General features: G+C 73.2%; 14 protein-coding genes, 1 tRNA gene and 2 pseudogenes. 2 read left to right on the top strand and 15 right to left on the bottom strand.

What is annotated here, in order from left to right; genetic code table 11:
• Positions 1–3: 3 nt before the first annotated feature.
• Positions 4–1,185 (bottom strand): DUF2786 domain-containing protein, encoded by a 1,182-nt coding sequence (locus AC07DO_RS14325; protein ID WP_479059558.1) that lies wholly within the window; start codon positions 1,183–1,185, stop codon positions 4–6.
• Positions 1,186–1,284: 99 nt separating this feature from the next.
• On the bottom strand, positions 1,285–2,127 hold the full coding sequence (locus tag AC07DO_RS14320) for a nitrilase-related carbon-nitrogen hydrolase (protein WP_479059556.1): 843 nt from the start codon (positions 2,125–2,127) through the stop codon (positions 1,285–1,287).
• Positions 2,128–2,392: 265 nt separating this feature from the next.
• Here AC07DO_RS14320 and AC07DO_RS14315 point away from each other — a divergent pair, with 265 nt between their 5' ends.
• Complete coding sequence (locus AC07DO_RS14315) at positions 2,393–4,153, top strand: bifunctional 3'-5' exonuclease/DNA polymerase (RefSeq protein WP_479059554.1); 1,761 nt, start codon at positions 2,393–2,395, stop codon at positions 4,151–4,153.
• Between the two features lie 150 nt (positions 4,154–4,303).
• Here the strand turns inward: AC07DO_RS14315 and AC07DO_RS14310 are convergent, their stop codons facing one another.
• The 8 genes and pseudogenes from AC07DO_RS14310 to AC07DO_RS14275 all read right to left on the bottom strand — a co-directional run bounded on the left by AC07DO_RS14310 (position 4,304) and on the right by AC07DO_RS14275 (position 15,023).
• Positions 4,304–6,355 (bottom strand): tetratricopeptide repeat protein, encoded by a 2,052-nt coding sequence (locus AC07DO_RS14310; protein ID WP_479059745.1) that lies wholly within the window; start codon positions 6,353–6,355, stop codon positions 4,304–4,306.
• A gap of 1,754 nt (positions 6,356–8,109) precedes the next feature.
• Positions 8,110–8,884, bottom strand: a pseudogene (locus tag AC07DO_RS14305) (AfsR/SARP family transcriptional regulator); the annotation flags it as partial.
• A 384-nt stretch (positions 8,885–9,268) separates the two neighbouring features.
• On the bottom strand, positions 9,269–11,416 hold the full coding sequence (locus AC07DO_RS14300; RefSeq protein ID WP_479059553.1) for a sensor histidine kinase: 2,148 nt from the start codon (positions 11,414–11,416) through the stop codon (positions 9,269–9,271).
• Positions 11,417–11,582: 166 nt separating this feature from the next.
• Positions 11,583–12,290: pseudogene (locus AC07DO_RS14295) on the bottom strand (response regulator transcription factor); the annotation flags it as partial.
• 163 nt (positions 12,291–12,453) lie between these two features.
• Positions 12,454–13,044, bottom strand: coding sequence for a hypothetical protein (locus AC07DO_RS14290; protein WP_479059551.1), 591 nt, complete (start codon positions 13,042–13,044; stop codon positions 12,454–12,456).
• A gap of 216 nt (positions 13,045–13,260) precedes the next feature.
• Positions 13,261–14,073, bottom strand: a complete 813-nt coding sequence (locus AC07DO_RS14285) for an SDR family NAD(P)-dependent oxidoreductase (RefSeq protein WP_479059549.1) — start codon at positions 14,071–14,073, stop codon at positions 13,261–13,263.
• Positions 14,048–14,620, bottom strand: coding sequence for a cupin domain-containing protein (locus tag AC07DO_RS14280; RefSeq protein WP_479059547.1), 573 nt, complete (start codon positions 14,618–14,620; stop codon positions 14,048–14,050). The genes AC07DO_RS14285 and AC07DO_RS14280 overlap by 26 nt, the downstream gene beginning before the upstream one ends.
• Before the next feature lie 40 nt (positions 14,621–14,660).
• Positions 14,661–15,023, bottom strand: a complete 363-nt coding sequence (locus AC07DO_RS14275) for a YybH family protein (RefSeq protein ID WP_479059545.1) — start codon at positions 15,021–15,023, stop codon at positions 14,661–14,663.
• 225 nt (positions 15,024–15,248) lie between these two features.
• Here AC07DO_RS14275 and AC07DO_RS14270 point away from each other — a divergent pair, with 225 nt between their 5' ends.
• Positions 15,249–16,169 carry a LysR family transcriptional regulator gene (locus AC07DO_RS14270; protein WP_479059543.1) on the top strand — a complete coding sequence of 307 codons (921 nt, stop codon included), beginning with the start codon at positions 15,249–15,251 and terminating at the stop codon, positions 16,167–16,169.
• Between the two features lie 60 nt (positions 16,170–16,229).
• Here the strand turns inward: AC07DO_RS14270 and AC07DO_RS14265 are convergent.
• The 5 genes from AC07DO_RS14265 to topA all read right to left on the bottom strand — a co-directional run bounded on the left by AC07DO_RS14265 (position 16,230) and on the right by topA (position 25,877).
• A tRNA-Thr gene (locus AC07DO_RS14265) sits at positions 16,230–16,303 on the bottom strand.
• A 95-nt stretch (positions 16,304–16,398) separates the two neighbouring features.
• Positions 16,399–17,994 carry an alpha/beta hydrolase gene (locus AC07DO_RS14260; protein WP_479059541.1) on the bottom strand — a complete coding sequence of 532 codons (1,596 nt, stop codon included), beginning with the start codon at positions 17,992–17,994 and terminating at the stop codon, positions 16,399–16,401.
• Between the two features lie 173 nt (positions 17,995–18,167).
• The gene (locus tag AC07DO_RS14255) at positions 18,168–19,373 is read right to left on the bottom strand and encodes a DNA polymerase III subunit delta' (RefSeq protein WP_479059539.1); all 1,206 of its coding nucleotides are present in this window, start codon (positions 19,371–19,373) and stop codon (positions 18,168–18,170) included.
• A gap of 253 nt (positions 19,374–19,626) precedes the next feature.
• Entirely contained in the window at positions 19,627–22,920 is a 3,294-nt protein-coding gene (gene tmk / locus AC07DO_RS14250) for a dTMP kinase (RefSeq protein ID WP_479059537.1), read from the bottom strand.
• A 113-nt stretch (positions 22,921–23,033) separates the two neighbouring features.
• Positions 23,034–25,877: a type I DNA topoisomerase gene (gene topA / locus AC07DO_RS14245; RefSeq protein WP_479059535.1), complete on the bottom strand. Its 2,844-nt coding sequence runs from the start codon at positions 25,875–25,877 to the stop codon at positions 23,034–23,036.
• Between the last annotated feature and the right edge of the window lie 90 nt (positions 25,878–25,967).

The raw sequence follows: 25,967 nt of genomic DNA, 5'->3' as shown, positions 1-25,967 counted from the left end.
GGTTCAGGGCAGTGCCGGGCCCCGGTCGCGCGGGGCGACGTGGGCGCGGTCGGCGGCCGCCGTGCCGTGGTGCCAGCCCTCGGCATCCGTCACTCCCCGTACGCGCGTCGTGGTCGTCTCGGGGAACATCCGCTCCGCGTGATCCGTGACGGCGACGTCGCGCGCGGCAAGGACGGGGAGCAGCGCCGCCGCGCCCCGGGACTCCCCCGCCGCCTCGGTCGCCGCCTCCCGCACCGCGTGCTCGCCCGCCTCCGCCAGGCGGCCGCCGATGCGGTGCGCGTACGCCATCAGGAAGGCCTGCCGGAACGTCTTCGTACGCTTGCGGCCCGCGGCGCGCTGGCCTGCCTCCGCCCTGGTCATCGCGGCGGTGCCCTGCACGAGGAGGGAGGTGTGGAGGAGTTCGACCGACTCCAGGTCGGGGTCGAAGCCGACGACGGTCGAAAAGCCGTACGCCTCGCTCCAGACCGCCCGGCAGTGGTTCGCGGCGGCGACGGCGTCGAGCAGGATCGCCTTCGCCGTCTCGTAGGGGGCGTCCACGCCGATCCGGCACGCGGTCGGGACGTCCTTCGCGTGGGTGCGGGCCGCGAGCAGCGCCTCGTCGAGCGAGTGCCGCGCCATCAGCTCCTGCGCCTTGGCGGTGAGCGCCTCGGCCTCCTCCGGGTAGCCGGTCGCCTCGGCCTTGGCGAGGAGGGCGCGGATACGGGTGAGCGCGCGGGGCTCGCCCTGGACCGGGCCGGGGACGGTGTCGCCGGGCGGCGGGCCCGCCGGTTCGATCGGAGGGAGGCGCAGGAGGAGCCGGTACAGCTGGAGGTGGACGGTGGCGCGGGTGAAGCGGTCCACGCCTTGGTCCCCGCCTCTGCCCCGGGTGGGCTCTCCCTCCGGCCCGAGGTCGGCGAGCTGGGCGGGCCAGCGGGGCGGCAGGTGGGCGTAGCGGGCGGTCTCCGCGCGGATGAGGTCCGCGGCGAGGCGTACGTGCGGGTCGTCCAGGTCGCGGCGGACCAGGCGGATCACGTCGGCGGGCTGCCAGCCGTGCCGCCAGGCCCGGTGCAGGTACTCCTCGCCGCGTCGGCGCAGGTCGGCGTCCGCGTCGGGGGCGGCCGCGAGGAGGGACGCGCCGGTGTCCAGACCGTCGTCGCCGTCGCCGTACAGCGCCGCCGCGAACGCGCTGTCGATCACCGAATCCATGGGATCAGGGTAGGGGTCGGGGCGAAAGCGGCCTCACCCGCTCCCTTCACTTCATCCACTTCGTCCACAGGCTGTGGATGAATCCGCTGCCGCCACGCCTCAGCTGTCGCCGCCCTCGTCGATGAGGCGCCGCACCTCACGGTCCACCAGGCCGAGCCGCGCCTCGGCGACGAGCGGTACGGCGCGGCGCTGTCTGCGCGCCTCGTGCACGTCGATGTCGACCGTCACCAGTCCCGGCTCCCACTTCGGCGCCTGCGCGACGACCGTGCCGCGCGGGTCGACGACGCGGGAGCCGCCCCAGAAGGAGGCGCCGTTCTCGTTGCCGACGCGGTTCACGAAGACGACCCAGCACTGGAGCATGCGGGCGGTGTACGAGAGCAGTGTGTCCCAGTACAGGCCGGTATCCATCGCCTCCGGGTCCAGGCTCGCCGCGCTGTTCGTCGGTACGACGATGACCTCGGCGCCGTCCTGCACGGCGAGCCACGGCAGCACGGGCTGCCAGGCGTCGTTGCAGATGAGGGTGGCGGCGCGGCCGTGCCCGCCCGGGAGGTCGTACGCGCGCAGGTGCTGGCCCGGGCTGACGTGCTTGCGTTCCTCCCACGCCAGGTAGTTGGGGAGGTACAGCTTCCGGTGTCCGTGGAGGAGGCCGCCGCCCGTGTAGTACGCAGCGGTGTTGTACGCGCGCAGGCTGGTGTGCTCGTGGAGGCCGACCAGGACGTCCGGGCCGTCGGGAGCGGCGAGGGCGAGCAGGCGCGGGTCGTCCGTCGTGATCGACGTGTCCTTCGCCAGGCCGCCCAGGTGGTAGCCGTGCAGGCTCAGCTCCGGGAAGACGACGAGGTCCGCGCCCTGGGTCGCGGCCTGGGCGATGTGGTCCCGTGCGGTGTCCAGGTTCCGGCCGACGTCTCCCAGAGCGCAGTCGGTCTGTGCCAGCGCGACTCGCATGGACCGAGCTTCGCAGCGGTGTGCGGCACCCGCATGCGGAGGTCCTCCGGACGGGTCCTGCGAATGGGTCCCGCGAATGGGTCCTGCGAATGGGTCCGACGGCCCTGCGAACGGGTCCGCCGAATGGGTCCGACGAACGGGGGGCGACGAACGGGTCCGACGAACGGGTCCGACGAACGGGGGGGTGACGAACGGGGGCGGGCCACCGCTGCGCAGCTCGGCCCACCGGCCGGGCGATGTCAGTGGCGGGTGCGAGACTCGGCGTATGGCTGGTCAGCGGTGGGTTGTCGCTGTGGGGGAAGGGGGAGGCGCGGAGCTCGTCCCCCTCGGAAGCGACGGGCTGCCCGCGAGCCGTGCCGTCCGCGAGCCCGACCTCGCCGAAGCCGTCCGCTCGCGCCCGGACGTCGACCGGTGGGTCTGGCGGTCCACCGCCGAGATCTACCCCCGCCTCCTCGCCGCCGGCGTCCGCGTCACCCGCTGCTACGACATCGAGGCCGCCGAACTTCTCCTCCTCGGCCACGAGGGCCGCCTCGGCGAGCCCCGTTCCGCGGCCGCCGCGCTCGCCCGGCTCCGCCACACCCCCGTACCCCCGGACCCCCCGCCCCGCGCCGCCGAGCCCGGCACGCAGGACTCCCTCTTCGAGCCGCGCCCCGGCGGCGCCCCCGTCACGGTCGACGACCTCGTCGAGATCCACGCCGAGCAGCAGCGAAGACACGACGCCACCGCCCACCCCGGCCGGATGCGGCTCCTCACCGCGTCGGAGTCCGCGGGCATGCTGGTGGCCGCCGAGATGAACGCCGCGGGGCTGCCCTGGCGTGCCGACGTCCACCGGGAGCTCCTGAACGAACTGCTCGGCGAGCGGTACGCGGGCCGGGGCGAACCCCGCCGCCTCGCCGAGCTCGCCGACGACGTGTCCGCCGCGTTCGGCCGCCGCGTCCGCCCCGACCTGGCCGCCGACGTGGTGAAGGCCTTCGCGCAGGCCGGCATCAGGGTGAAGTCGACGCGGCGCTGGGAGCTGGAGGGGCTCGACCACCCGGCGGTGAAGCCCCTGATCGAGTACAAGAAGCTGTACCGGATCTGGACGGCCCACGGCTGGAGCTGGCTCCAGGACTGGGTGCACGACGGACGCTTCCGCCCCGAGTACACCCCGGGCGGCTCCGTCAGCGGCCGCTGGACGACCAACGGCGGCGGGGCGCTGCAGATCCCCAAGGTCATCCGCAGGGCCGTCGTCGCCGACCCGGGCTGGCGGCTCGTCGTGGCCGACGCCGACCAGATGGAGCCGAGGGTCCTCGCCGCGATCTCGCGTGACCGGGGCCTGATGGAGGTGGCGGGCAGCGAGGAGGACCTGTACACGCGCCTGTCGGACCGCGCCTTCTCCGGCGACCGTGACCACGCGAAGATCGCGCTGCTGGGCGCGGTGTACGGCCAGACGTCGGGCGACGGCCTGAAGAACCTCGCCGCGCTGCGCCGCCGCTTCCCGCTGGCCGTGGCGTACGTCGACGACGCGGCGAAAGCGGGCCAGGAGGGCCGGCTCGTACGGACGTGGCTGGGCCGGACGAGTCCCCCGGCGGCGGGCGCGGGCGAGGACGACGAGGCGGGCATCCCGCAGGAAGACGTTCCGGGTAGCGGTAGCAGCAGCGGTAGCGGTAGCGGTAGCGGTAGCGGTAGCGGTAGCAGCGGACTCGGGTCCGGCGACGGGGAGTTCGTTCCCGGGTACGCCTCGACCAACGCCCGCGCGCGGGGCCGCTTTACGCGCAACTTCGTCGTGCAGGGCAGCGCGGCGGACTGGGCGCTGCTGATGCTGGCCGCCCTGCGGCGGACGATCGCGGAGGGCGGGCTGCGGGCCGAGCTCGTGTTCTTCCAGCACGACGAGGTCATCGTGCACTGTCCCGCCGAGGAGGCGGAGACGGTGTCGCTCGCCGTGCGCGAGGCGGGGGATCTCGCGGGCCGGATCGCGTTCGGGGAGACGCCGGTCCGCTTCCCGTTCACCACGGCGATCGTGGAGTGCTACGCGGACGCGAAGTGACGTCGAGAGGTGGGCGGAGAGCTCGGCTGAGCGCCGCGCGGACGCGGAGTGACGTCGAGAGCTGGGCGGAGTGCTCGGCGGACGCGGAATGACGTCGAGAGCTGGGCGGAGAGCTGTGCGGACGCGAAGTGGCGTCGAGAGCGGCGGGCGCTACGGGGTCAGCAGCGTCCTGAGTTCGTCCGCCACCTTGCTGTCCGTGCCGTCCAGCGCCGCCAGCGCCGCCCGCCACTGCTCGTACGCCTCCCGCTCGCGCCCCTCCGCCCGGAGGAGGAGCCCGCGCTGGTGCCGGGCCAGGCCCGTCATGTGGGTGTCTCCGCGGTGTTCGGCGCGGTCGAGCAGCGCGCCGCACTCACGTGTCGCGTCCGCGGTGCGGGAGAGTCCGCGCAGGGCGCGGACCAGGCCGAGGCGGGCCTGGGACGCGCCGTGCCAGTCCTCGTACTCGCCGTGCAGGCGCAGGCTCTCCTCGAAGTGGCCGAGGGCGGCGGCGGGTTCGCCGAGGGTGAGGTGGGCGTAGCCGATGTTGCAGTGGGCGGACTGCCGTACGACGGCGTGCCCGAGGGTGTCGCCGATGGCGAGGCTGCGTTCGTGGTGGGCGATGGCGGCGCGGGCGTCCGTGTGCTCGTACAGGTTGCCGAGATGGCTGAGGGTGATCGCCTCGCTGAGCGGGTCGCCGAGTTCCCTGGCGAGGTTCAGGCTCTGGTTGAGGGAGGCGGCGGACTCGGCGTGCCGGCCGAGGCCTTCGAGGAGGAGGCCGCGGTTGTTGAGGCCGCGGCGTACGCAGGAGACGTAGCCGAGTGTGCGCCAGAGGGTGAGGGCCTCGTCGTTCAGGGCGAGGGCCTCGCTGCTGCGGCCGGACATGAAGTGCACGCCCGCCAGGTCGGTGAGGGCCTGCGCCTCGGCGGCGGTGTCGCCCTGGCGGCGGGCGGCGTCGAGGGCGAGCGTGCCGAGTGCGGCCAGTTCGGTGAGGCGGCCGCGGCGCTGGAGGTACGGGAAGAGGCAGCGGACCAGGACGGGGAGCAGTCCCGCGGGGGCGGGGTGCCGTTCGGTGAGGGCGAGGACGTTGGCGAGTTCGGTGTCGCCCCAGGCGAAGGCGGCCTCGGCGGTGAGGGGCGGGCCCTCGTCGGCGGCGGGCCGGCCGGGGTGCGCAAGGTGGGCTGCCACGCCGCGGAGGCGGTCGGTGCGGTCGAGGCCTTCCGGGAGGATGGCGAGGAGGGTGCGGCGGGCGGACTCGGCGTACCAGCGGAACGCCTCCTCCACGAGGCCCGTCTCCGTTCCTCGGTCCATCCCTCTGTCCGGTCCTCTGTCCGGTCCTCTGTCCGTCCCCGCCGCTGTCTCCCTCGCGAAGTCGCGTACGAGGTCGTGCGGGGTGTAGCGGCCGTAGGACGTCTCGTCGAGGAGGGCGACGTCGACGAGGCGGTCGAGGGCCGCGCCCGCGCGCAGTTCGTCGGTGCCCAACAGGCGGGCCAGGAGCGGCACTCCGTACGTGGGGAGGTCGAGCGCGCCGATCCGGACGAGGGCGCGGGCCGCGTCGCGGTCGGCCTCGCGGTCGGAGGTCCGCAGGGCGTCGAGGGCGACGGCGAGGGAACGGCGCACGCTCAGGTCGTCGTACTCGAGGTGGTGCAGGCGGCCGCCGCTGACGGTGAGGAGTTCGGCGAGGGCGTCCGGGGTGAGCGCGCGCCGGGCGGCGAGGCGGGCGGCGACGATGCGCAGGGCGAGGGGGAGGCGTCCCGCGAGCTCGACGAGGGGGTGCCCGGCGTCGAGCCCGGCGCGACCGGAGACGGCGCGCAGGAGCGCGGCGCTGTCCCCGTCGGAGAGGGGCTCCAGCGGGAAGCGCTCCGCGCCGTCGAGTGCGGTCAGCGGGGAGCGGCTGGTGACGACGACCGCGCATCCGTCGCCCGCGGGCAGCAGGGGCCGCACCTGCGCGGCCGTGGCGGCGTCGTCGAGGACCATGAGGGTGCGGGTGGGCGCGAGCAGCGACCGCAGCAACGCGCTTGCCGCGGCGGGGTCTTCGGTGCCGTCCTGGGCGTGCCGGGGTTCGGCACCGAGGTCACGCAGGAGCGCGGCGAGGGCCTGGGACGGGGTGAGCGGGGCCATGCCGGGGGTGGCGCCGCGCAGGTTGACGTAGAGCTGCCCGTCCGGGAACTCCGCGCGCAACGCGTGCGCGACGTGCACGGCGAGCGCGCTTTTGCCGACCCCGGCCATACCGGACACGACCGCGACGCGCCCCCCTCCGCCGAGGACCAGCCGCAACTCCCGCACGGCGCGGGTGCGGCCGGTGAAGTGGGCGGGGGCGGGGGGTAGTTGGGCGGGAGCGGCGGGGCCGACGGGGCTGACGAGTCCGACGGCTCCGGTCGAAGCGGCGGCTCCGGCAGATCCGGTTGGCCCGGCGGATCCGGCAGGTCCGGCGGATCCGGCAGGTCCGGCGGATCCGGCAGGTCCGGCGACCCTGGCAGGCCCGGTCGGCCCGGCAGCTCCGGCAGCTCCGACCGGCCCGGTCGGCCCGGCGGATACGGCCTGCCCGGCGGCTCCGGCGGCTCCGGCAGGCCCTGCGGCCTCGGCGACCCCGGCAGACCCGGTCGGCCCGGCGGATACGGCCTCCCCGGCGGCTCCGGCAGTTCCGACCTGCCCGGCAACTCCGGCAGGCCCTGCGGCCCCGGCCGCTCCGACTGGTCCGGTGGATCCGGCCTGCCCGGCGGTTCCGGCGTCCCCGATGGGCCCAGTCCCCCCGGTGAGCCCGGTTGCGTCGACGACTGCCGTAGGTCCGGTGGACGCCGCAGACCCGGTCGGCCGGGTGGATCCAGCCTGCCCGGCAACTCCGGCAGCTCCGGCGGGCCCTGCGGCCTCGGCGACCCCGGCAGACCCGGTCGGCCCGGCGGATACGGCCTCCCCGGCCGCTCCGGCAGTTCCGACCTGCCCGGCAACTCCGACGGCTCCGGCAGGCCCTGCAGCCCCGGCGACCCCGGCAGACCCGGTCGGCCGGGCGGATCCAGCCTGCCCGGCAACTCCGGCAGCTCCGGCGGGCCCTGCGGCCTCGGCGACCCCGGCAGACCCGGTCGGCCCGGCGGATCCAGCCTGCCCGGCAACTCCGGCAGCTCCGGCCTGCCCGGCAACTCCGGCAGGCCCTGCGGCCCCGGCCGCTCCGGCGACCCCGGCAGACCCGGTCGGCCCGGCAGCTCCGGTCGGCCCGGTGGATCCGGTGGATCCGGCCACCCCGGCAACTCCGGCAGCTCCGGCAGGCCCTGCGGCCCCGGCGGCTCCGACTGGTCCGGTGGATCCGGCCTGCCCGGCGGTTCCGGCGTCCCCGATGGGCCCAGTCCCCCCGGTGAGCCCGGTTGCGTCGAAGACTGCCGTAGGTCCGGTGGACGCCGCAGACCCGGTGGCCTCACCGAGCCCTGGGGCCCCGTAGGGCCCGCCGCGCTCCTCGCCCGCCTGGGCGGGCACCGGCTTGATCGAAGCCGCCGAAGCCGCCGAATCCACCGGAGCCGCCGAACCCGGCACGACACGCTCGGGTCCATCAGCCTCCGGGGCGGCAGAAGCAGGCGCGCCGGGCACCGGCACAGCACCCGTCGACGCCGTCACCGAACCCGGTGCGACAGGCCCCGGCGCTCCCGACGCCGGCACAGCAGGCCCCGAAACCGCACCCCCCGGCACCTCGGGCCCCGAAACCGCAGACCCCGACACGGACGACGCCCGCACTCCAGACGCCGGCACCCCAGACCCCGCCCCCTCAGACCCCGGCACAGAAGACGCCTGCACTCCAGACGCTGGCACCCCCGACCCCGGCACTACGGGCATCGGCACAGCAGACCCCGCCCCCTCAGACCCCGACACGACAGACCCCGACACGACAGGCCCCACCCCCGAAGCCCCCGACCCCGACCCCAACCGCCCCCCGGTCACCGGGAGCGCCGACGCCGGACCCGGCGGCACCGACCGCACCGACCGCACCGCCCGAACCCCCCGCCCCCGCAACACCTCCCGATGCGCGTCCCGTACCCCCTCCCCCGGCTCCGTGCCGAGTTCCTCGATCAGTCTGCGGCGGAGTTCGCGGTGGACGGCGAGGGCCTCCGCCTGGCGGCCCGTGCGGTGGAGCACCAGCATCAGCTGGCGGTGGAAGACCTCGCGGAGGGGGTACTCCGCGACCAGCGACGCCAGTTCGGGCGCCAACGCGCTCAGCCCCGTGCCGAGTTCCAGTTCCGCGTCGTACCGCCACTGCAACGCAAGGAGACGTGCCTCTGCCAGGCGCGGTACGAGGGGGTGGCCGTCCAGCGAGTCGGGCAGGCCGCTCAACGGCGTGCCCCGCCACAGCGCGAGCGCATCCGTGGCGCACCCCGCCGCCCGCACCCAGTCCCGCTCCGCGTGGGCCGTCCGCGCCCGTGCCACGAGTTGCTCGAAGACCCGTACGTCCAACTCGCCCTCACCGACCCGCAACCGGTACCCCGGCGGAACCGCGTGCAGCCGCCCCGGGTCGTCCAGGAGCCTGCGCAGCCGCGTCACATGGTTCTGGAGGGACGCCTGCGCCGAGGCAGGCGGGAAGTCGCCCCACAGGGCGTCCTTGAGAGCGCCGACGGAGACGACCCGGTCGGGTTCGAGCAGGAGCGCGGCCAGCAACGCGCGCCCCTTCGCGCTGCGCAGGGCGTGCGGCACGCCCTCCGCGTCGTACACGGCGGGAGCCCCGAGCAGACCGAACCGCAGTCCGCACCGCTCGCTCAACGCCTTCTCCCATGCCATGTCGCGCCGTACCGCAGGACCGTTGGCCACATGTTAGCGATCTGTTGGCGTGGCCTGATGTGATCTCTTCATCGGACCTGGCCCGCCGGTACTCGCGCGGAGCGCGTTACTCGGGGGAGTGTCGCCGCCGCGGCCGGGTCCGGGGGCAGAGAGAGCCCCGGTCGCGGAGGTGAGCGACCGGGGCTTTCGCCCTGCCGACCCGCCGGGGTTTCCCCCACCCGACCGCCGGGGATTCCTCCCACCCGACCGCCGGGGTTTCCCCTCACCCGACCGCCGGGGTTTCCCCTCACCCCGCCGCCGGGGGCTTTCCCCCACCCGACCGCCGGAGCTGCTACCGCCCTCCCCGACCCACGGGACATCGCACCCCCGGCAGGGAGCACGCCCTCACCCCACCGGCAGCCGCACCGTGAACAGCGAGCCCTTGCCCGGAACGCTCTGCGCCGAGACCGCCCCGTCGTGCGCCTCCACCAGTTTCCGCACGATCGACAGACCGAGCCCGCTGCCCCCCGTCGCCCGCGTCCGTGACTTGTCCGCGCGCCAGAAGCGGTCGAAGACGTGCGGCAGGTCGGCGGGCGCGATCCCCGTACCGGTGTCGGCGACCTCGATCAGCACCGCCTCCGGTGTCGTGCGGCAGCTGATGCGGACGCTGCCGCCCTCGGGGGTGTGGCGGACGGCGTTGGAGACGAGGTTGCCGATCGCCTGCCGCAGCCGCAGCGGATCGGCCGTCACCCACGGGTCGCCGAACGCGGTGGCCCTGAGCCGCACCCCCGCTCCGTCCGCGTGCGCCTGGTGCGCCGCGGCCACCTGGTCGGCGATCTCGGCGGCCCGCACCGGCTCACGGTGCAGCCGGAGCGTACCGGCGTCCGCGGCCGCCAGGTCCTGGAGGTCGTCGACGATGTGCTGGAGCAGCAGCGCCTCTTCGAGGAGCGAGGTCACCAGTTCGGGGTCGGTGTCGACGATCCCGTCCTCCGCCGCCTCCAGCCAGCCGCGGATGTTGGACAGCGGCGTGCGCAGTTCGTGCGCCACGTCGCTGACCATCGCCTTCCGCTGTTCCTCCAGCGCCTTGCGGTGGGCCGCCATGTCGTTGAACGCGGCGGCCAGTTGGCTGATCTCACCCGCGGAACGCGTGACCCGCGCGGGGACCGGCTCGCTCGACTCCCCCGTCTTCATGCGCCGCGTCGCGGTGGTGAGCGCGCGCAGCGGCCGGGTCAGCCGGGTCGCGGCCAGCGCGGTGACGGCGACCGTGACGGCGAGTACGGCCGCGGCGAGTCCGGCCAGACGGATGGTGTTGGCGCGGGAGAGGCTGAAGGCGGGGGCGCTCCGGGTGCCGTCGGAGCTGGTGATGAAGAGGAGCGCGGGCGACGAGACGTAGGGGCCGAGCTGCTCACGGCGCGCCGTGTCGACACAGGACGCGGTGGCGGCCGTGGTGGACTCCGGCCCGACCGACCCGGCGTTCGGGCGGACCGCCGTGCGCTCGTCACTGGGCCAGACAGCACCGTCGGGCCCGCCGGGTTCATCGGGTACTTCGGGTACGTCGCGCTCCGCCGCCGCCATCGTCGGTACGGAGGCGGCGACCGGCTTCGGACCGCCCCGCCCCTCCAGGTCGAGGCCGACCGGGACGGGGTCGAGGCCCTGCCGCTTCAGACAGGCGCCGGTCAGGGCGTTGAGCTTCTTGAGGGCCTTCTGCTCGGTCTCGGTGGGCATCTCCAGGGGAGGCGTACGGCACTGGGACCGCAGGAACTCGCCCGGGTCGTGGTCGACGCGGACGGTGGGCCGGCCGCCGGGTCCGACGACGACCTGAGGAGTCATGCCGAGGTCCGCCAGACAGGCCGCGCGCCGGTCGGCGGCGTCTTTCAGGCGCGTACGTTCCGCCTTGGTGAGCCGGTACGGGCCGACCGCCCGCGGGTCGATGCGGTCGGCGGCGCCGGCGGTGTCCTCGTCCGCCGCTGTCTCGTCCGTGAGTCCAGGGGTGAGCGTGGTGTCGACGGAGAGCGGATCGAGAACGGCGGAGGCGGTCGGGGGGAGAGGGGCGGCGGACTTGGCATCGGACTCGGGGGCGTCCTTGGCGTCGTCCTCGGTCTTGTCCCTGATCTTGTCCTTGGCGTCGTCCTTGGCGTCGTCCTTGGACTTGTCCTTGGACTGGTGCCCGGCATTGCTCTTGGCGGTGGAAGTGGGACTCCCGGACCCCCCGCCCTTGGCGGCACCGGGGCCACCCCTCCTCGGCGCCGCCGAGTCCGCGATCACTTTGCGTTCCTGCGTGGTGAGGGCGATACGGCGCCCGGTCTGCCGGGACAGTTCACGGACGGCCTCGTCGGCGCCCCGCCACTCCGGGGAGGTCGCGCCGACACCGAGGAGCTTGTCGTAGATACGGGCGTCGTCGGCGAGCACCTGCCCCTGCTCCTGCCGCAGCGCGCCGGACGTGGTCTGCGCGGCGAGCCACGCGGTGGCGGCGATGGAGCCGATGGAGACCAGCACGGATACGGCGAGCAGCCGGGCCAGCAGGCTCTTGCGCAGCGGGACGTCACGCGCCACGCGTCGCCCCCGCGCCCGCGCCCGAACCGGCGTCGACGTCTACGCCCGTACGCACACCCGCCCCCATACCCGTCGCCGCCCCCGTCCCCGTCCCCGTCCCCGTCCCCGTCCCCGTCCCCGTCCCCGTCCCCGTCCCCGTCCCCGTCCCCGTCCCCGTCCCCGTCCCCGTCAACTTGTACCCCACCCCGAACACCGTCAGAAGGCGGTCGGGACGCCGGGGGTCGGACTCGATCTTCTTGCGGAGGTTCAGCACGTGCACGTCGACCGTGCGCGCGGATATGTAGCCCGACGACCCGTGGATCCGGTCGAGGAGCTGCGGTCGCGTGAAGACCCGGTCCGGCTCCTCCGCCAGGGCAGAGAGCAGGTCGAACTCGCCGGGCGTGCAGTCGACGTGCCGCCCGTCGACCGTCACCTCGTGCCGCAGCGGGTCGACGACGAGACCGCCGACCCGCAGGATCCGCCGGTCGGTGTCGGGCAGCGGCGGGTGGATGCCGCCCGCGCGGCGCAGCAGTGTCCGGACCCGAGCCATGAGCTCGCGGGGACTGTACGGCTTGGTCAGGTAGTCATCGGCGCCCGTGTCGAGGCCCATGAGGAGGTCGTCCTCGGTGGTGCGGGCGGTCAGCATCAGGACCGGGAGGCGGGTCAGCTCGCCAGGACTGTTCCCGTCCCGGAGGAAACGGGTGACCGCCAGGCCGTCGGTGCCCGGCATCATCACGTCGAGGATCAACAGGTCCGGCAGCCTGCGCCGCACCTCGGCGAGAGCGGCGGACCCGTCGTGGACGACGGCGACCTCGTGGCCCTCGCGTTCCAGATAGCGGCGGACCAGCTCGGCCTGCTTCTCGTCATCCTCCGCGACCAGGACAAAAGCGCACATGGCGTTGAGGATAGGCACCGCCCGACGGATTCCGGTGGGGCAAATGGGATCGCGACGGCGGCCTGACAGGATCCTCACAAGTTGCTGCCAGGCTGCTCCGGGCCTCACTGGACTCCACCAAGCCTTACGGGCCACACCGCCCACCGCCCCCCCCACCCACCGCCTACCGCCTCCGCCCGCCCGACGAGAGCTCCCCGTTCGTCCAGGCGTACGCCGTGTCGCCCTGGACCGCGACTCGGTACCGGTAGCGGTCCCCGCACTCCTCGCGGGCGTCGCGCGGAGTCCGGTCCGGCCACCACGACGCGTCGAGCCGCGGTTCACCGACCAGGTCCCGCGCCGCACCCCCGGCCCCCTCCTCGCCACCGCACCCCTTGCCGCCGTCCAACCCGGCCCCGGCCCAGGCCCCAGCCCCAGCCCCGGCCCCGGTCACGGTGAAGCGGATCAGCTTGGCTGCTTCGCCGTTCGTCTTCACCTTCACCTTGACGTTCTTGGCGTCCTTCGGGATCCACGCGGGCAGCACGAACGCCCGATCACCCTTCTTCGACGGGATTCCGGGCGCCGGTGCGTCCGCCGCCGTCGGAAAAGACTTCGTCTTCTCTTTGAAGACGTGCTCGCTCACCGCGTCCGGCATCAGCGCGCTGTCCTTGAACGCGGGCGCCGCAACGGCGACAGCGCCGACCGCGGCCAGACAACCGGCCGCGGTGAGAACGACGACGCCGGCCTTCTTCCTGCTTATGGATGGGTGCGGGGACATGCCACCAGTGTTCGACCCCGAGCCCCCGATTTCGTACGGCCCGAGAACGAACCTCCGCCCCCACCGAAAGACAGAGGTCGTACCCCCCATCAACCTCAAGACGTACATCGAAACGCACCTCAAGAAGTACGGAACACGACCCGGCACAGCACAGCACGACACGCCACGGCATGCCCCGGCACAACACGACACGCCACTGCACTGCACGACACGGCACTACCAGGTAGGCCGCGCCCCCACCCCACCGTCCACCACCAGATCCGTTCCGGTGATCCAGGACGCCGCGTCCGAGGCGAGGAACACGCACGCGCTGCCGATGTCCTCGGGCGTGCCGAGCCTGCCGAGCGGCGCCGCGCGGCCCCACCGCTCCACGCCCTCGGGCCAGTCCCCGGCGAGCCCCGGCCGGTCGATGAGGCCCGGCGAGACGCTGTTGACGCGGATGCCGCGCGGCCCGTATTCCAGGGCGGCCGAGCGGGCGAACATGATCAGGGCGGCTTTGGACGCGCTGTAGTGCGCGTGACCGGGGGCGGGGTGCGAGCCCTCGATGGAGGCGATCTGCGTGACCGTACCGCCGCCGTCCTGCCCGGCCATGACCTCCGCGGCGGCCTGCGTGCAGCAGAACGCACTGGTCACGTTCGCCTCGGACAGCTCCCGCCAGTCCGCCGCCGTCATGCCGGCCAGCTCCTGCAAGGGCTGGATCCCGGCATTGTTGACCAGCGCGTCGAGCCGCCCCCGCCAGGCCCGCGCCTCCTCGACCAGACGGTGGCACTCGTCCTCCCGCGTCAGGTCCGCCGGTACGGCGACGGCGTCACCCCCCGCCGCGACGATTCCCCCGGCCACCTCCTCGGCCCGTTCCTTGCCGCGCCGGTAGTGCACGACGACCGCCGCACCCGCCTGCGCGAACCGCCGGGCGATCCCGGCGCCGATTCCCCCGCTGGCCCCGGTGACCAGAGCGACCCGGCCGCCCAGCCCGGGCAGCGACTCGTCCCGCAGGGACCCCGCCTCACCCACCATGTCCGGCCTCCCCATGTCCGGTCTCCCCATGTCCAGCCTCCCTGTCCTCCGACGGCATCCGCAGCGGCTCCCCCGCCCGGCACAGCTCCCGGATGAGTCCGGCCCGCCCCGGATACCGCGCGCTCAACTCCTCCGCGTCCCCGCCCTCGTAATCCTCCTCGACGAAGCCGGGTGCCATGGTCGTCCCGAACAGCGCCCAGCCGTGCCGCCCCCCGGCGGCCGGGACATGCGCGCCCATCCACGTGCCCGCGGGGACGACCAGCTGCACGTGGCCCCCGGGCCCCAGTACGGCCGTGCGGTCGGTGCCGTCGGGGGCGAGGAGCAGCAGCTCCAGGGCGTCACCCTCGTAGAAGTGCCAGACCTCGTCGGTGGGCAGGCGGTGCAGGGCGGAGAAGTCGCCGGGGGCGGTGGTCAGGAGCACGATGATCGCCGAGCCCGCGGGGCGCCCGTCCGCGTCGGGCGGCCCCGCCCAGGTCCGCCGGTACAGCCCGCCTTCCACGGGGAGCGGTCGCAGCCCGTGCCGGGCGGCGACCTCCTCGGCTGTCAGCACTTTCTCGACCATGGACGATCGCTCCCCACCCCGTGGCCGCCGTAACCGCGGATTACTTGGGCTGGACGAACTCGGGCTGGTCGAGGATGCGCAGCCACGAACCGTCGGGCTGGCGGCGCACGACCTGGGCCCGCGCGCCCGCGCCGTCCTTCGGCGCGGTGGACGTGAGCGCGATGTCACCGTTGAGCAGAGTCGGAAGCGACTCCTCCGGCTCGAACTTCGGGTTGGCCGTCATCGCCATCTCCCACAGCTTGCGGATGGCCTCGCGCCCCTGAGTGATCTGCCCGGGCGGGTAGGCGACGACGGCGTCCTCGGCGTAGAGCTCCGCGACGCCGGCCGCGTCACCCTTGTTGGCGCGCTCGACGAACAGACGCGTGATGTCTTCCGGCTGGTGGGCCTTTTCGTATGCGGACACAAGGAGCCTCTCGTTCGGAGCGGATACACAGCTCTGACCAGCTTGTCCGCGGGGTTTGAGCAAGTCCAACTCCTCTTGTTCATAGCGACCAGAACCAAAAGATCTAGTAGGCGCCCCGCCCCCAATCCCCTCCCCCTACTCCCTCCCCTCCCCTCCCCTCCCCCTCAAGCGATATTCGACCAGAAGCCACACGCCTGACTGCGCCGATTCCTAGAATCGCGAGCCATGGAATTCAGGCAGCTCGAATACTTCGTGGCGGTGGCCGAGGAGGAGAACTTCACGCGCGCCGCGGAGCGCGTACACATCAGCCAGTCCGGAGTGAGCTCCCAGATCCGGCAGTTGGAGCACGACCTCGGCGCACCCCTGTTCCACCGCTCGGGCCGCAACACCAGACTCACCGCGGCCGGCCGTGCCGCACTGCGCCACGCCCGCTCGGCCCTGGCCGCCGTGGACGCCGTGCGGCAGGCGGTGGACGAGGTGAACGACCTGATACGCGGCAGACTCGTGGTCGGCATGGTGACGGCGTGCACGGTCACCCCGCTCTTCGACGCCCTGTCCGCCTTCCACCACCAGCATCCCGGCGTGGAGATCACCCTGCTCGAGGACACCTCCGACCGCCTCCTGGAACGACTGCGCGCGGGCACCGCCGACCTCGCCCTGGTCAGCACCTCCGGCACGCCACCCCCGGGCCTGGAGGCATACGAGATCATCCGCGAGCCCCTGGTCGCAGCGATGCCCATCGGCCACCCCCTGTGCGACAGACCGGAGGTGACCCTCGCGGACCTGGCCCGGCACTCGGTGGTGAGCCTCCCGACGGGCGCCGGAGTGCGGAAGGTCTTCGACGACGCGTGCGCGGCGGCGGGAGTCCACGTGGAGATCGCGTTCCAGGCCGCCGCGCCCAGCGCGATCGCGGACCTGGCGATCCGCGGCCTGGGCGTGGCGATCCTCTCCGAGTCCCTGGTGGCCCCGCACCGCCCGCACCTGACGACCCGCACCATCACGGACATCCACACGGAGCCGGTCCTCTCCCTGACCTGGCCCACCACGGACAACCCGGCCCTACGCCAACTGCTCCACCACTGCCACAACGCCTTCTCCCACCCGACACCACCCCCGTCGTCCCCCACGCCGGAGCCAGTCCCCTGACAACCACCACCGAACGCAGAAAACCCCAGGCCAGAAGAGTCTGACCTGGGGTTCCAGATGAGCCGCCTTCGGGATTCGAACCCGAGACCTACGCATTACGAGTGCGTTGCTCTGGCCATCTGAGCTAAGGCGGCGCGCCGTCCGCACCATGGTGCGATCAGCAACGCGGCCAAGTCTACACAGTTTTTGAGGGTGCTCCGCACACCCCCTTCGAACGGCTACGAGCAGGCTATGAGCAGCGCTTTCCGTCCTTGGGGACGGTGCCCTCCAGGAGGTAGGCGTTGATCGTCGAGTCGACGCACTCGCTGCCGCGGCCGTACGCCGTGTGGCCGTCGCCCTCGTAGGTGAGGAGGCGGCCGGAGGAGAGCTGGGAGGCGAGGGCCCGGGCCCAGCGGTAGGGGGTCGCCGGGTCGCGGGTCGTGCCGGCGACCAGGATCGGCGCCGCGCCCTTCGCCTCGATGCGGTGCGCCTCGCCCGTGGCACGCACCGGCCAGTACGCGCAGTTCAGCGAGGACCAGGCGAGGCCCTCGCCGAAGACCGGGGAGGCCTCCTTGAACGACGGGAGGCCCTTCTGCACCTCGGCGGGGGAGGCGAAGGCGGGCGGGAGGTCCAGGCAGTTCACGGCCGCGTTCGCGAACATGAGGTTCGCGTACTTTCCGTCGCCGTCCCGTTCGTAGTAGCCGTCGGAGAGGGCGAGCAGGCCCGAGCCGTCCTTGTTCTTCATCGCCGAGGTGAGCGCGTCCCGCAGCTGGGGCCAGCCCGCCTCGTCGTACATCGCCGCGATCACACCCGTCGTGGCGAGCGCCTCGCCGAGCCGCCTGCCGCCGCTCCCCCCGATGGGCAGCGGCCGCCGGTCCAGTTCGCCGAAGAACGTCTTGAGGCGCTTTCCCGCGTCCTCGGGGCTCCCCGCGCCCAGGGGGCACTCCTCGCCCCTCGACGCGCAGCCCTTCGCGAAGGAACGGAACGCCGTCTCGAAGCCCGCGGTCTGGTCGCGGTTCATGCGGCGCGCGGGCAGCGACGGGTCCATCGCGCCGTCCAGGACCAGCCGGCCCACGCGCTGGGGGTACAGCTCGGCGTACGTCGCACCGAGGAACGTCCCGTACGAGGCGCCTACGTACGTCAGCTTCCCGTCGCCGAGAATCGCCCGCAGGACGTCCATGTCGCGGGCCGCCTCGACCGTGGAGACGTGGGGCAGGACCTTCGCCGACCGCTCCTTGCAGCCGGACGCGAACGACTGGAAGGAGGTGCGCAGGTCGTCGGTCTCGCGTCGGTCGTCGGGGGTGACGTCGGTCTGCGTGTACGCGTCCATGCGCTCGCCCTCGAGACAGGTCACGGGCTCGCTGCGGGCGACGCCGCGCGGGTCGACGGCCACCATGTCGTAGCGGGCCCGGACCTCCGCGGGGTAGCCGAGGGCCGCGTACGACTGGAGGTACCCGATCGCCGAGCCGCCGGGCCCGCCCGGATTGACCAGGAGCGAACCGAGCCGGCCCTTCTTCTTCGTGGCCTGCTTGCGGGAGACCGCCAGCTGGATGTCGCCCGCCGCGGGCTTCGCGTAGTCGAGCGGGACCTTCATCGACGCGCACTGGAACCCGGGCGCACCGCAGTCGCGCCAGCTCAGTTTCTGCCCGTAGTACGGGGAGAGTTCCGCCGGTGTCGAGCGGGACAGCGATGCCAGGGAGGCGTCCGCCGGTGAACTCCCGTTCGAGCAGCCGGAGATGAGCAGCCCCGCCGCCACGAGCAGGATGCCGCCCGTGCGGAAGGGGAGATGACGGCTGCTGCGACTGTTGCGGAGGCGACCGCTGCGACCGCGACTACTGATGTCCATCTCGCGAGGGTAACTCTCCGCGTGCGAGCGGTCACACAACGCGCTCGTACGGGTGAAGTCGGCACGCGTAGACGCACGTCGGCACGCGTAGACGCACGCCGGCACGTGTCAGCACGCGCCGCCGGACCTCAGCCGGGGCGGGCCCTCGGCCGGGGCGGGCCCTCGGCCGTCGCTCAGCCCGCCCGCAGCGCCATCGTCATCGCCTCGACCGCGAGCAGCGGTGCCACATTGCGGTCGAGGGCGGTGCGGCAGGCACTGATCGCCTCGATGCGGCGGAGCGTGGCCTCGGGCGCGGCGGCCAGGGCCAGGCGCTGCAGCATGTCCTGGACCTCGGTGTTGGCGATGGCCACCCGCGAACCGAGCTGCAGGGCGAGCACATCCCTGTAGAGCGCGGTCAGGTCGGTGAGCGCGAGGTCGAGGCTGTCGCGCTGCGTACGCGTCCTGCGCCGCTTCTGCCTGTCCTCCAACTCCTTCATCGCACCGGCCGTGCCGCGCGGCATCCTGCCGCCCTGCGCCGCGCCGAGGGCCGCCTTCAGCTCCTCGGTCTCCTTGACGTCGACCTCCTCGGCGACCTGCTTCGCGTCCTCCGTCGCCGTGTCGATCAGCTCCTGCGCGGCCTTGAGGCAGCCGCCGATCTCCTCCACCCGCAGCGGCAGCTTCAGGACGGCGTTCCTGCGCTCCCGCGCGCGTGGGTCGGTCGCAAGGCGTCGCGCGCGGTCGATGTGTCCTTGGGTGGCGCGCGCCGCGACCGCCGCCACGTCCGGCTCGATGCCGTCCCTGCGTACGAGCACGTCGGCGACCGCGTCCACGGGAGGCGTACGCAGCGTCAGGTGCCGGCAGCGCGAACGGATGGTCGGCAGCACGTCCTCCAGAGAGGGCGCGCAGAGCAGCCACACCGTGCGGGGAGCAGGCTCTTCGATGGCCTTCAGGAGGACGTTTCCCGCGCCCTCGGTGAGACGGTCGGCGTCCTCCAGGACGATGACCTGCCACCGGCCGACGGCGGGCGACAGTTGTGCGCGCCGGACGAGTTCGCGGGTCTCCTTCACGCCGATGGAGAGCATGTCCGTGCGGACCACTTCCACGTCGGCGTGGGTGCCGATCAGGCTGGTGTGGCAGCCGTCGCAGAACCCGCAGCCTGGGGCTCCGCCGAGCGCGCGGTCCGGGCTGGTGCACTGCAGGGCGGCGGCGAAGGCCCGTGCGGCGGTGGCTCGCCCGGAGCCCGGCGGGCCCGTGAACAGCCAGGCGTGCGTCATCTTCGACGACTCCGGAGGCGGCGTGTCCGTCGCGACCGCGGTCACCAGCGCGTCGGCGTCCCGGGCGGCGGCGCCCAGCTGCTCGCTCACCCGCTCCTGCCCCACCAGGTCGTCCCACACGCTCATGGGGTCACCGCCTTACGCTGCGCTCTGCTGCTGTTGCTCTGCCGGACTGCCCATTGTGAGGGACGCCTCTGACAATCCGGCCCGGCCGCGATGTTCGACGGCCGGGCCTTCAGCGGTCTCGGTACTCGGAGGCCTCGCCGCCGAGCCACCTCGGTGCCCAGCGGCCCTGGTACTCAGCCGCCTCGGTACTCAGTCGCCTCGGCGCCCAGCGGCCCTGGCACTCAGCCGCCTCGGTACTCGGCCGCCCTGGTGCTCAGCGGCCCCGTCGGCCGCGTCGTCCCCGCCGACCACCGTCGTTCTCGCCCGCGTCGACCTCGTCCTCGTCCTCGTGCGATCCGAGCAGTTCGTCCGCGAGCGACGGCAGGTCGTCCAGCGGCGTCTCCTCGGCCCAGTCGGAGGCCGCGCGCCGGGGCACGCCCTGCTCGTCGACCTGCGGCAGCTCACGGGTCCGTTCGTTGGCACCGTCGAGCGAGGACGCGGGCCCGGCGGCGGGCCGCTCGTCCCGGAAGTACCCCGGCGGCACCTTGTCCTGACCCACGGCGGGCAGCACGGCCGTCTCGTCGGCCGCACCCGCGGGCTCGGACATCTGCGGCAGCACCGCGGTGTCCTCCGCGCTCAGCCCCTCGGCGCCTGACCCGGCACCGTCACCGGCACCGGCACCGTCACCGGCACCGACCGCAGGCAGCACGGCCGTCTCGTCGGTGGCGCCGGACGGGGGCTTCACGACGGGCGTCGGCACCGTGGTCTCGTTGTCGGGCACGGACGACCCGGCCGGACCCTTCTGCCCGGGAGCAGGGGCCGTCCCCTCAGGAGCCGTCCCCTCAGGGGCGGTCCTCCCAGGAGCCGAAGCCTTCTTCTCGGGCGCCGGAGCCTTCTCAGAAGCCGTCGGCGCCGCAGCCGCCTTGCGCGCAGGAGCCGGAGTCTTCCGCTCCGGAACCGCCGGAGCCGCCGCGGCCGTCGCCGCAGCCGCGGAAGCCGCCGCGAGCCGTCGCGCCTCCTCCGCCCGCAGCAGCGCCTCCTCGGCCTTCCGCTGCTTCTCGAGCCGCCGCTCCTCGGCCTCCGCGCGCAGCCGCGCCTCTTCCTCGGCCTCGCGCTTGCGCCGCGCCTCCTCGGCCGCCCGCACCTTCTCCTCGGCGAGGAGCCTGGCCTTCTCCTCCTCGGCCTTGCGCCGTGCCTCCTCGGCACGCTTCCTGGCCTCCTCGGCCTGTCGCTCGGCCTCGCGGCGCTGGGCCTCCTCCAGCTCGCGCCGCTTGCGCTCCTCCTCCTCGGCACGGAGCTTGGCGAGCTGTTCCTGGCGCTCGCGCTCCAGACGCTCCTCCTCGGCCTTGCGCGCGGCCTCTTCCTCGGCCTTGCGCCTGGCTTCCTCCTCGGCCGCCTTGCGGGCCTCCTCCTGTGCCTTCACCTCGGCTTCGGAGAGCGGCAGCACGAGGTCGAGCCGGTGCCGGATCACGGTCGTGACCGCCTCCGGCTCCTGGGAGGCGTCGACGATCAGGTACCGCCCCGGGTCGGCGGCGGCGAGCGTGAGGAATCCGGAACGCACGCGCGCGTGGAACTCGGCGGGCTCGGACTCCAGCCGGTCGGGTGCCTCCGTGAACCGCTCGCGGGCGGCCTCGGGCGACACGTCGAGCAGGCACGTCAGGTTCGGTACGAGGCCGCCGGTCGCCCAGCGGTTGATGCGGGCGATCTCGGTCGGCGACAGGTCACGGCCGGCGCCCTGGTAGGCGACGGACGAGTCGATGTAGCGGTCGGAGATGACCACGGCGCCGCGTTCGAGGGCGGGGCGCACGACGGTGTCGACGTGCTCCGCGCGGTCGGCGGCGTACAGGAGCGCTTCGGAGCGGTGCGACAGACCGGCCGACGAGACGTCGAGGAGGATCGAGCGCAGCCGCTTGCCGACGGGCGTGGCCCCCGGCTCGCGCGTGACGACGACTTCGTGGCCCTTGGCGCGGATCCACTCGGCGAGCGCCTCGGCCTGCGTCGACTTCCCGGCGCCGTCGCCGCCCTCCAGGGCGATGAAGAAACCGGTGGCGCAGGGCGCCTGCACCGGGTCGTCGCCGCCGCGCAGCGCGTCGAGCAGGTCGTGCCGGAGCGGAACGCCCTGCCGGTCGTCGGCCTTGGCCAGAACCAGCGCGGCCACCGGCAGGAGCAGCGCGCCGACCAGCATGAGCGTGAACGCGGCGCCGCCGTGGTCGAAGACGAACTTGCCGTTGACCATGCGGTGCGGGCCGATGACGGCGGCCACGACCGGGGCGACCAGCGCGCCGAGCGCGAGGGTGAGGCGTACGACCGCGTGGAGGTGTTCCGTCGTACGGGCCCTGCGGTAGTCCTCGACCTCTTGGTCGAGCAGCGCGTGGCCGATGTTCGCGGCGACGCCCGCGCAGACCCCGGAGAGGGCCAGGAGCAGCAGCACGGTCGTGACGTCGGGCACGAGGCCGGCGGCGAGCAGCGCGATGCCGGTGAGGGCGATGGCCAGCGCGAGCAGCCTGCGGCGCGAGAGCGTGGGCAGCAGGGACGGCGCGGTGTGGATGCCGACGGCGGTGCCGCCGGTCACGGCGAGGACGATCAGGCCGTACGTGACGGGTCCGCCGCCCAGGTCCTTGGCGTGCAGTACGGCGACGGCGACGGCGGCCGCGACAGCCCCCGCGACGGCGGCGCAGGCCGTGACGAACAGCGGGATGGCGCCGGTGCGGCCCTTGTCGGTGCCGGTGCCCGTACGGGGCCTGCGGAGCCCCTCGAGCGGGCTGCGCGCACGGGGCGTCTGCGTACGGGGAAGTTCGAGGAAGTACAGGATCGACAGCGAGGCGGCGAAGAGTCCGGCCGCCACGAAGGAGGCGAGTCCGGCCTGGTGCAGCTCGAACCAGTCGAGGCCGGCGCCGAGCAGGTTGCCGACGAGGGTGATGGCGACGAGGGTCGCGGCCGCGAGGGGCAGCGCCAGGAATCCCGTACGCAGGGACAGGCGCCGCAGCGCGTCCATGTGGTCCGGCAGCGGCCGTACCGTCGCGCCCTCCAGGGGCGGCGCGGGCAGCAGCGCGGGCGCCGCGCTCTCCTTGGCGACCGTCCAGAAGCGCTCGGCGACGCCGACCACGAAGGACGTCACCAGGATCATCGCGAGGGCGTTGTCCGGGGTCCAGTCGATCCACAGGGGTGCGACGACGAGGAGCGCGGCGCGCACTCCGTCGGCGCCGACCATGGTCCAGCGGCGGTCGAGCGGACCGCCCGGGGAGGTGAGCGAGGTGAGCGGGCCCAGAAGCACCGCTCCGAAGAGCAGTGTCGCGAGAACGCGTGCTCCGAAGACGGCGGTCACGGCGAGGGCGACACCCCGATAGCCGCCCCCGAAGGCGGCTTCGGCGATGGCCGACTGGAGCGCGAGGATCACCAGGACGAGGAGCGCGAGCGCGTCGCCGACACTGCCGACGAGTTGGGCGCTCCACAACCTCTTCAGCTGCGGTACGCGCAGCAAGGCGCGGACTGCACGCTCTCGGGAATCTGCGACCAGGGCGTCGTCGGGGGCCGGGTTTCCGGCCGTTGGCTGCTCGGCACGCGTCATCCGTCCAGCCTATCTGGACGGACCGACTCCCCGCGGAGCCACCCGAACAAACGACCGTCAGGTCCGGGTGGCGCCCGGTTTGGGCGACGTGGAACGCCGCCGGGGCAGCGGCGTCACTCCTCCGAAGCAGCAGCCTTCGAAACAGCCGTCTTCTTGGCGGCCGTCTTCTTGGCGGTGGTCTTCGCGGCAGTGGTCTTCTTGGCCGCCGTCTTCTTGGCAGCGGTCTTCTTGGCAGGCGCCTTCTTGGCGGGTGCCTTCTTCGCGGGTGCCTTCTTCGCGGGTGCCTTCTTCGCGGTCTTCTTGGCGGGGCCCTTCGCCCGCTTCTCCGCGAGGAGCTCGTAGCCCCGCTCGGGGGTGATGTCCTCGACGGAGTCGGCCGCCCGCAGCGTCGCGTTCGTCTCGCCGTCCGTGACGTACGCCCCGAAGCGGCCGTCCTTGACGACGACCGGCTTTCCGCTGACCGGGTCCTCGCCGAGCTCCTTCAGAGGCGGCTTCGCGGCGGCGCGGCCACGCTGCTTCGGCTTGGAGTAGATCTCCAGGGCCTCTTCCAGCGTGATGGTGAAGAGCTGCTCCTCGGCGTCGATGGAGCGCGAGTCGGTGCCCTTCTTCAGGTACGGCCCGTACCGCCCGTTCTGTGCGGTGATCTCGACGCCTTCCGCGTCGGCACCCACCACGCGCGGGAGGGACATCAGCTTGAGGGCGTCCTCCAGAGTGACCGTGTCGAGCGACATGGACTTGAAGAGGGAGGCCGTACGCGGCTTGACCGCGTTCTTGCCGGTCTTCGGGGTGCCCTCGGGGAGCACCTCGGTGACGTACGGGCCGTAGCGCCCGTCCTTGGCGATGATCTGGCGGCCGGTCTCGGGGTCGGCGCCCAGCTCGAAGTCGCCGCTCGGCTTGGCGAGCAGCTCCTCCGCGTACTCGACGGTCAGCTCGTCGGGCGCCAGGTCGTCGGGGACGTCCGCGCGCTGGTGGTTCTCGGAGTCGCGCTCGCCGCGCTCGATGTAGGGGCCGTAGCGCCCGACGCGCAGCACGATGTCGTTGCCGACGGGGAAGGACGACACCTCGCGGGCGTCGATCGCGCCGAGGTCGGTGACGAGCTCCTTGAGGCCGCCGAGGTGGTCGCCGTCGCCGTTGCCCGCGTCGGCGGCGCCGCCGGAGCCCTCGCCCTCACCGAAGTAGAAGCGCCGCAGCCACGGCACGGCCTGCGCCTCGCCCCGCGCGATGCGGTCGAGGTCGTCCTCCATCTTGGCGGTGAAGTCGTAGTCGACGAGGCGCCCGAAGTGCTTCTCGAGCAGGTTGACCACGGCGAACGACAGGAAGGAGGGCACGAGGGCCGTCCCCTTCTTGAAGACGTATCCGCGGTCGAGGATCGTGCCGAGGATCGACGCGTACGTCGACGGACGGCCGATCTCGCGCTCTTCGAGCTCCTTGACGAGGCTGGCCTCGGTGTAGCGGGCCGGGGGCTTGGTCGCGTGGCCGTCGACCGAGATCTCCTCGGCGGAGAGCGCGTCGCCCTCGTTGACCTGCGGGAGCCTGCGCTCGCGGTCGTCCAGCTCGGCGTTCGGGTCGTCTGCGCCCTCGACGTACGCCTTGAGGAAGCCGTGGAAGGTGATGGTCTTGCCGGACGCGCTGAACTCGGCGTCGCGGCCGTCGGAGGCGCGGCCGCCGATCTTGACCGTGACGGAGTTGCCCGTCGCGTCCTTCATCTGGGAGGCGACGGTCCGCTTCCAGATGAGTTCGTAGAGCCGGAACTGGTCGCCGGTCAGACCGGTCTCGGCGGGCGTGCGGAAACGATCACCCGAAGGTCGGATCGCCTCGTGCGCCTCCTGTGCGTTCTTGACCTTCCCGGCGTACGTGCGCGGCTTGTCCGGCAGGTAGTCGCTGCCGTAGAGCTGCGTGACCTGGGAGCGCGCGGCGGCGACCGCCGTGTCCGACAGGGTCGTGGAGTCCGTACGCATGTACGTGATGAAGCCGTTCTCGTACAGCTTCTGGGCCACCTGCATGGTGGCCTTCGCGCCGAAGCCCAGCTTGCGCGAGGCCTCCTGCTGCATCGTCGTCGTACGGAACGGAGCGTACGGCGAGCGGCGGTACGGCTTGGACTCGACCGACCGCACGGAGAAGTCGGTGTCCTGGAGGGCGGCGGCCAGCGCGCGGGCGTTCGCCTCGTCCAGGTGCAGGGTGTCGGACTTGAGCTGTCCGACGGAGTTGAAGTCACGGCCCTGCGCGACGCGCTTGCCGTCGACCGTGGTGAGGCGGGCGACGAGCTGCGACGGGTCGGAGGCGTCACCGGCGCGGCCGGTGCCGAAGGTGCCGGTCAGGTCCCAGTACTCGGCGGAGCGGAAGGCGATGCGCTCGCGTTCGCGTTCGACGACGAGGCGGGTGGCCACGGACTGCACGCGGCCGGCCGACAGGCGCGGCATGACCTTCTTCCAGAGGACCGGCGAGACCTCGTAGCCGTAGAGGCGGTCGAGGATGCGGCGGGTCTCCTGGGCGTCGACCATGCGCTTGTTGAGCTCGCGCGGGTTGGCGACGGCGCTGCGGATCGCGTCCTTGGTGATCTCGTGGAACACCATGCGGTGGACGGGGACCTTGGGCTTCAGGACCTCGAGGAGGTGCCACGCGATGGCTTCGCCCTCGCGGTCCTCATCGGTGGCGAGGAAGAGTTCGTCGGACTCCTTCAGGAGGTCCTTGAGCTTCTTGACCTGCGCCTTCTTGTCGGCGTTGACGACATAGATGGGCTGGAAGTCGTGTTCGACGTCCACGCCGAGGCGGCGCACCTCACCGGTGTACTTCTCCGGCACCTCCGCGGCGCCGTTGGGGAGGTCGCGGATGTGCCCGACGCTGGCCTCGACTACGTAGCCGGGGCCGAGGTAGCTCTTGATCGTCTTCGCCTTGGCAGGCGACTCGACGATGACGAGTCGGCGGCCGCCCTGTGCGGTCTCGCTGGTCGGGGACAACTTCGCTCTTCTCTCCGGTCGACGCTCGGTGGCAGTGCGCGGCAGCAGTACTCGGTCGTACTGTCGCGTCGCCCCGCTCGGTCGCATTGC

The organism is Streptomyces sp. NPDC045678 (assembly GCF_056432085.1).
This window is presented reverse-complemented; position numbering and strand designations above follow the sequence as displayed.

Coding starts and splice junctions, on each gene's coding strand:
- AC07DO_RS14325 (WP_479059558.1), bottom strand. CDS start 1,185: ATGGATTCGGTGATCGACAGCGCGTTCGCGGCGGCGCTGTACGGCGAC.
- AC07DO_RS14320 (WP_479059556.1), bottom strand. CDS start 2,127: ATGCGAGTCGCGCTGGCACAGACCGACTGCGCTCTGGGAGACGTCGGC.
- AC07DO_RS14315 (WP_479059554.1), top strand. CDS start 2,393: ATGGCTGGTCAGCGGTGGGTTGTCGCTGTGGGGGAAGGGGGAGGCGCG.
- AC07DO_RS14310 (WP_479059745.1), bottom strand. CDS start 6,355: ATGGCCGGGGTCGGCAAAAGCGCGCTCGCCGTGCACGTCGCGCACGCG.
- AC07DO_RS14290 (WP_479059551.1), bottom strand. CDS start 13,044: ATGTCCCCGCACCCATCCATAAGCAGGAAGAAGGCCGGCGTCGTCGTT.
- AC07DO_RS14285 (WP_479059549.1), bottom strand. CDS start 14,073: ATGGGGAGGCCGGACATGGTGGGTGAGGCGGGGTCCCTGCGGGACGAG.
- AC07DO_RS14280 (WP_479059547.1), bottom strand. CDS start 14,620: ATGGTCGAGAAAGTGCTGACAGCCGAGGAGGTCGCCGCCCGGCACGGG.
- AC07DO_RS14270 (WP_479059543.1), top strand. CDS start 15,249: ATGGAATTCAGGCAGCTCGAATACTTCGTGGCGGTGGCCGAGGAGGAG.
- AC07DO_RS14260 (WP_479059541.1), bottom strand. CDS start 17,994: ATGGACATCAGTAGTCGCGGTCGCAGCGGTCGCCTCCGCAACAGTCGC.
- AC07DO_RS14255 (WP_479059539.1), bottom strand. CDS start 19,373: ATGAGCGTGTGGGACGACCTGGTGGGGCAGGAGCGGGTGAGCGAGCAG.
- tmk (WP_479059537.1), bottom strand. CDS start 22,920: ATGACGCGTGCCGAGCAGCCAACGGCCGGAAACCCGGCCCCCGACGAC.